The organism is Occallatibacter sp., assembly GCF_036502485.1.
GTDB lineage: Bacteria > Acidobacteriota > Terriglobia > Terriglobales > Acidobacteriaceae > Telmatobacter.
Genome location: NZ_DASXYM010000033.1, coordinates 1 through 6,688, shown reverse-complemented (window position 1 = coordinate 6,688; position 6,688 = coordinate 1). Strand labels below are relative to the sequence as shown.

Below are 6,688 nucleotides of genomic sequence, written 5' to 3'. Positions count from 1 at the left end.
CACATACCCCGCGTATTCGATGCGGTTGGTCAGCAACTCCCGCACCAGCCGGTCGACATAGACCGCCGTGTCGTCGTCGCCCTTGTAGAGAAAGTCGTACTCGTGTTCCAGAGCCCACCTGGCGATCCCGTGAGTCTTGTGGGGAAGGTGCTCGTAGTCGTCCGGCACATCCAGAAAGACCTCATCGGGAAGCGCGGCACGCGGGTACCCGCCGGCCGGCTTGCCATAAAAAAAGCGGAACGTCACAAAGGGGTACGCGGCAATATCTTTGGCCCAGGTGTCGCGGATGGCGTCTGCCCTGCAGTTTTCGCGCGAGAGATGTATGCCCATGCCATAGGGCTTGTTGCCCCAGGCGCGCATCTGGTCGTACAGTGGCGAGTCCCCGGATTCCCAGGCGCCGTAGTCCAGCCGGAAGCAGGCCGGAATCGCAATCAAGAGCCTCGGCATCGGCTGAAGCGGCTGGTTGGCCATCGAGCATGTCCCGCCCATGTGGGACACGATGGGCTCACCGAGATCCGCAATGCGGCGGCCCTCGTCCAGCAACTTCTTGCTCAGCGCGAGTTCGTGCCCCAGGCCGGCCGTGCCGTAGCTGACGTGTCTGCCATAGGAACCGAGCTTCCGGTAATCAGACAGCCGCCGCAGCCCGGGATTGAAGCTGATCCCGCCCCACCCTTCACGCCAGTATGGCTCCGCAATGAAAAAAGGATACTGAGCGTCGGACACAAGATCATGCCAACCCGTGTGTCCCCGCAGCGATACCTGGATGATCTCCGGGTGCCGGTCCAGAATTTCCTTGCTCTGTCTCATCCAGTCGCCGGGTAAGTTGAAGCTCCAATCGTCTTCGCAATGAAAGATAAAATCGGTTTTGACCTCCGCATAGGCACGGTCAATCGAGGCGATCTGCCCGATGCGCACTCCATTCGAAATCCAGCGCAGGCCGCGGTCACGCCACACGGGATCGGCGAGGAACCCCGGCATGGGCGCTTCCGAATCCTCCACCACAATGAGTTCCCGAGGCTCAATGTCTGTGTTCCGATACAGCGTCTCCAAAGTAGTTTTCAGGAGGTCGTGGCGCTGGCAACTGGTGACCACAAGAGTGATGTTGGAATCAGGCATCGATCTCCACCTTCAACCTCGGCCGCCGCCGAGCCTTCTCAAGGCAAGCGAGAGGGCAGGATCAGCTCTGTGAACGTGACGCCCCTGCCGGGAACCGGAGGGCGAACCCATGATATACCGGGCCGCAAATAGGATTGCCCGTCTCCTTGGCAAGTGGAACGCAATCCGTCCTGATCGCAACGGCAGGGCTGAGGGTTGGCGCGATAATCTGAGTACTATGAACCCAACGCCTCAGCAGCCACAGATCAATGTCACCCAGTCCCCGGAATTCCGCGAGTCCTACGCCAACAGCGTGCAGGTGCGGGTCAGCGTGTGGGACTTCCAGCTCGTGTTCGGGCTGGCCTCAAGCGAGTCCCCCGAGCAGGTGACCATCAAGAACCATGACGCCGTCTATCTCAGCCCGCAGCAGGCCAAGGCGCTCTGGAATGTCCTGGGCCAGAACCTTGCCCAATACGAGCAGGCCTTCGGCCCCCTGGTCCTCGAGCCGCAAACGCACGGCTTTCCGCAGGGCCCGGTTCACTGAGCAGGTGACTTACACTGCAGGCAGCACGAAGAGTAGCGCCCAAGAGGATTGCACGCTTGCGCTGGAGAAAGCTGATTGAGCCGCGGACGGACGAGCCCTTCCCGCTGTGGATGATCTTTCCGGTGGTGTTCGTGGCCCTGTATGCCACGCACTTCACCCTGCTGCGGCTGCCTTATTACTGGGATGAAGCCGGCTACTACATCCCCGCGGCCTGGGACTTCTTTCGTACCGGCTCGCTGATTCCATCCACAACCCTGACCAATGCCCATCCGCCCCTCCCCAGCGTATATCTGGCTCTCTGGTGGAAGCTGTCGGACTTCACTCCCGAGGTCACGCGCGAGGCCGTGCTGATGGTAGCGGCGATGGGATTGCTGGGCGTGTGGAAGCTCGCCCAGCGCGTGAACGGATCAACCCCCGTGGCGTTCTGGACCACCCTGCTCACCGGCCTCTACCCCATCTGGTTTGCGCAGAGCACGCTCGCGCATGCCGACATCTTCGCCGCCGCCTGCACCCTCTGGGGCTTGGTGTACGCGCTGCCGGATCGGGGCCGCAACCCGCGCGCAGCTGCCGCGTGGTTCACGGCCGCGGCACTCTCGAAAGAGACCGCCATCGCCGTCCCCCTCACCCTGGCAGCGATCTACGCGCTCCATGCCATACGCTGCCGTCTGCCGGAGCGCCGCCGCTGCATCTTTGAAGCCCTCTGGCTTGCCGCCTGCGTCCTGCCCCTGGCCGCATGGTACGCGTGGCATTACGCGAAGACCGGATTTCTCTTCGGCAACCCCGAGTTTCTGCGCTATAACGCGCAGGCCACGCTGACCCCCGAGCGCATTCTCGCCGCCTTCGGGCATCGCATCCTGCACCTCACAGCCCACATGAACATGTTCGTCCCGGTGCTGCTGACGCTGGCCGGCCTGATGCTGAAGCCGCAGACCGAAGCCGACGGCCGCGAGCGAACCACCATCGCTGCCGCAGTGCGCCGCCGAATCCTGATCCTGCTGCTCGTGAATGCCGCCGCGTTTAGTGTGCTCGGCGGCGCTCTGCTCTGCCGTTATCTGTTGCCCATGTACCCGCTGGTGCTGTTGCTGGCCGTTTCCACCTTCCACCGGCGGGTGCCCTACTGGCCCGCGCTGGCGGCTCTCTCCGCCGCTGCGTTTGTGGCAGGCATCTTCGTGAACCCGCCGTATGGCTTCGCCCCCGAGGACAATCTCGCCTATGCCCACCTCATCCGGCTGCACCAGTCGGGGATTGCGCAACTGCGGTCGAAATTCCCAGGGGCAACCGTTCTCTCCGCGTGGCCGCTCACCGATGCCCTCGCCAAGCCGGAGCTGGGCTGGGTCAGCAAGCCCTGGGACGTCTATGCCGTCGACGATTTCTCTCCGGCGCAGATCGACCGCGCCGCCGACGAGCCGGGCAGGTATTCGGCGGCGCTGGTGTTTTCCACCAAGTACGACCCACCCCCCTTGATCTCGCTGGGACGGCGCATGGACGAAAAGTACTTCGGTTTGCATCATGATCTGCCCCCGGAGGAGATCGCCTACAAACTGGGTGGACAACTGGTGTGGAAGGGAGAGGACCAGGGCATGTGGATCGGCCTCATTCGGTTCAACCGCCAGTTCGAAGCCGGCGCGCACCTGCCGCCCGCGATCGCCGCGATCTCGGAATCCCGATAAGTCCGCGTCCCCTTCGACGAATTTCCCCCGGGGCCGAACCAGGCACGCCGCACGCAGCGCTGCGTGGAAGAACTTATAATCAGGGCTGTCGTGGCCCTTCATTTCTTTCAACAACTTCGCCGGAATCTGCGGCTGGCTGCCTTTGCGCTGATTCTGGCGCCGTCATTCGCGTTCGGCCTCCAGGCTAATCCCGCGGCCTCTGCCGCCGAAGGCGGGCACGGCCGGATCCTCCTGGTGCTTCCCTTTGACAACAACAGCGGGCAGCCAAGCCTCGAGTGGATTCGCGAAGCTGCCCCCCAGATCCTGAGCAGCCGTTTCCTCTCCGCGGGCTTCGCCCCGCTCAGCCGCGCTGATCGGCTGTATGCGTTAGACCACCTGGGGCTTCCCGCCGGCTTTCAGCCCTCTCACGCCAGTTCACTCAAGATCGCGCAGACTCTGGATGCGGATTCCATCATTGTGGGCAGCTTCAAGATCGATGGCAACCGCATCGAGGCCGAGGCCAAAATTATCAGCGTGCCGCGCCTCAAGATGAGCGCGCCCGTGATGGCCGGCGGCGAACTGCGCGACCTGATCGCCGTACTCGACGTTCTCGCCTGGAAGCTCACCAGGCAACTGGATCCCGGCTTTTCCGGCGCCCAGGAGACCTTTGTGGCCGCTGGCGCCAACGTGCATCTGGAAGCGTTTGAGCAGTACATCCGCGGCATCACCGAGCCCGATCAGGACGAGCGCCTGCGCCACCTGCAGCAGGCTGTGAAGCTGAATCCTGACTTCAGCGAGGCGTGGATGGCGCTGGCGCGGGCAGACTACGCCGCACAGCGGTATGAAGACGCCGCCGCGGCGTTCAACAAGGTGAAGAGAAATGACCCCAATGCCCTCGAGGCCGGCTTCTACCGCGGCTTGGCCCTCCTCTTCTCCGGCGAGTACGCCAAGGCCGAGACGGCGTTCGCAGCCGTGGCGCGGGTGCTTCCGCTCGCCCCCGTACTGAACAACCAGGGAGTCGCCGTCAGCCGGCAGGGCCATGACGGCACCGCGCTCTTCCGGCAGGCGGCCGGTGCGGATCCCGCATCACCGGACTATCACTTCAACCTCGCGGTCAGCCTCAAGCGCCATGGCGATACGGCGGCGCCCCAGGCGGAGCTGACTCAATATCTGAAGCTCCGGCCCAATGACACGGAGGCGCAGCAGTTGCTGGCCGCATGGAAAGACCCCTCCTCCGCCTCGAGCGTGGAGCCCCTGGAGCGCATTGTCAGAGGCTTCGACGCCGTGGCGTTCCGCCAGGCGGCGGTAATGATGGACCAGATGGAGGAGACGCGCCTGGCAGCCCTTACGCCTGAACAGAGAGCGCTGACGCTCTCCACCCAGGCCAGGGAGTACCTCTCGCGCGGCCTCCTGCTTGAATCGGAACGGCTCTATCAGCAGGCCATCGCCGCGGACGGCCGGTCGGAGAAGGCCCATGAAGGACTGGCCGAAGTGAGAGAGCGCACCGGCGACGCCGCCGGGGCCCGCAAAGAGGCGCAGGCGGCACTGGAATTGAAGCCTTCCGCGGATGCATACTTGGTGCTCGCGCGGCTGGACCTCGCCGCTAACCAGTTGGATCAGGCCGGCCACAATGCCGACGAAGCATTGAAGCTGAGCCCCAACAGCCTGGCCGCCAGGGAAGTTCTGCGCCAGTTGAGCGCGAAGCAGGGAGCCACAAAGCAACAGGCGCCCTGAAGGAGCAAGCCATGTTCGTACCGCTTGCGAAACACGAAAGCTGGGCCGCCCGGGCTCTTCTGGCGTTCAGTCTGATCGTCTTCCTGTGTGCGTCGGGCCGCCCCGCCCAGGCGGAGCAGCCGGTCGTCGACAAGTTCATCCTGCACGACACCATCCAGCCCGTCAGCGCCGGCCAGTTGGACAGGGCGATCGCCCGTGCCAACATGGATCGCGCCGCGGCCCTGCTGATCGAGATTGACACCCCCGGCGGCCTTGTGGAGTCCATGCGCGGCATGGCCGGCGCCATCCTCAGCTCACGCGTGCCGGTGATCATCTACGTCGCCCCCCCGGGTGCGCGGGCCGCCTCTGCGGGGTTCTTCCTGCTGGAGGCAGCCGACGTCGCCGCCATGGCACCCGGAACCAACGCCGGCGCCGCGCACGTCGTTTTCGAGTTTGGCAAGCCCGACGCCACCATGGAGCAGAAGGTGGAAAACGACGCCGAGGCGTTCCTGCGTTCCTACGTGGGCCGGCGCAACCGCAACGTGGATGCCGCCATCGCCGCCGTGCAAAGCTCCCACTCCTACTCCGCTGAAGAGGCCCTGAATCAGCACCTGCTGGATCTGACGGCGTCCAGCGAAGCGGAACTGCTGGCCAGGCTGGATGGGCGCGAGATCACGCGCCTTGACGGCACAAAGCAGGTTCTGCACCTGGCCGGCGCCCGCGTGGAGTTGCTGAAGTCGAGCATGCGCGAGGATCTTCTGGACTGGCTCGTCAACCCCAACATTGCGCTCCTGCTGCTGGTCGGCGGCGCGCTTTTGATCTATCTCGAATTCAACACGCCCGGAACCATCGTCCCGGGTGCCCTCGGCACATTGATGGTCCTCCTGGCCATCTTCGCGCTCAATCTGCTGCCCATTCGCTACACCGCCGTGATGCTCCTGCTGGCTGCGGCAGTGCTGCTGGTGCTGGAGGCGAAGTTCGGCGGCCACGGCGCCCTGGCCATCGCCGGCATCGTGTGCCTGACGCTCGGGACCCTGACGCTGATCGCCGCCCCCATCCCTGAGCTGGCGGTCAACCCCTGGGTGGCCGTCGCCATCAGCCTTGCCTTCGGCGGCATCACCGTCTTGCTGATACGCATTGCCATGCGTGCGCGGCGGCTGAAGCAGAGGCTTGGCTTCGATGCGCTCATCGGCCGGCCGGCATCCGCCATGGAGCCGCTCGATCCGGAGGGCCATGTGCTCGTCGACGGCGAAATCTGGCGCGCCATTGCGGATCAGGCGCTCCCCGCGGGTGCGGCGCTGCGCGTGACCGGCCACAATGCCTGTCTGCTCGAAGTGGCTTCCGCGGAGCAGGGTAACCTCGACGTCCACCATGCTGGCTGAACACCTTAGGAGTACAATTCCCTCCTGAATCCACAAAGAGGGAAACTCATGGCCGGTGCGCTCCCAGTCCTCGTCTTTTTTGCGATCGTCATCCTCTACCTCATCAACTGCATCAAGATTCTGCGGGAATACGAGCGCGCCGTGATCTTCACCCTGGGCCGCGTGCGCTCCGAGCCCAAAGGCCCCGGCATCATCTTCGTATTCCGGCCCGTTCAGCAGATGGTCCGCATGTCGTTGCGTCAGGAGGTGTTTGAAGTGCCTCCCCAGGACGTGATCACCCGCGACAACGTCACCATCAAGGTCAA

6 protein-coding genes are annotated in these 6,688 nt (G+C 64.1%); 5 read left to right on the top strand and 1 reads right to left on the bottom strand.

All coding sequences use genetic code 11. The features are described from left to right. A partial coding sequence (locus tag VGL22_RS05535) for a hypothetical protein (protein ID WP_465265898.1) occupies positions 1 to 1,116 on the bottom strand: 1,116 nt, incomplete at its 3' end. A gap of 217 nt (positions 1,117 to 1,333) precedes the next feature. Between VGL22_RS05535 and VGL22_RS05530 the strand changes: the two genes are divergently transcribed. From VGL22_RS05530 to VGL22_RS05510, 5 genes are all read left to right on the top strand, one after another. Continuing rightward, positions 1,334 to 1,639 carry a DUF3467 domain-containing protein gene (locus tag VGL22_RS05530; protein WP_465265897.1) on the top strand — a complete coding sequence of 102 codons (306 nt, stop codon included), beginning with the start codon at positions 1,334 to 1,336 and terminating at the stop codon, positions 1,637 to 1,639. A 56-nt stretch (positions 1,640 to 1,695) separates the two neighbouring features. Next, the gene (locus VGL22_RS05525) at positions 1,696 to 3,309 is read left to right on the top strand and encodes a glycosyltransferase (protein ID WP_465265896.1); all 1,614 of its coding nucleotides are present in this window, start codon (positions 1,696 to 1,698) and stop codon (positions 3,307 to 3,309) included. A 90-nt stretch (positions 3,310 to 3,399) separates the two neighbouring features. Further along, entirely contained in the window at positions 3,400 to 5,022 is a 1,623-nt protein-coding gene (locus tag VGL22_RS05520) for a tetratricopeptide repeat protein (protein ID WP_465265895.1), read from the top strand. A gap of 11 nt (positions 5,023 to 5,033) precedes the next feature. Further along, complete coding sequence (locus tag VGL22_RS05515; RefSeq protein ID WP_465265894.1) at positions 5,034 to 6,383, top strand: NfeD family protein; 1,350 nt, start codon at positions 5,034 to 5,036, stop codon at positions 6,381 to 6,383. 48 nt (positions 6,384 to 6,431) lie between these two features. After that, positions 6,432 to 6,688 (top strand): SPFH domain-containing protein (locus VGL22_RS05510; RefSeq protein ID WP_465265893.1); only part of this gene is annotated, 257 nt, incomplete at its 3' end.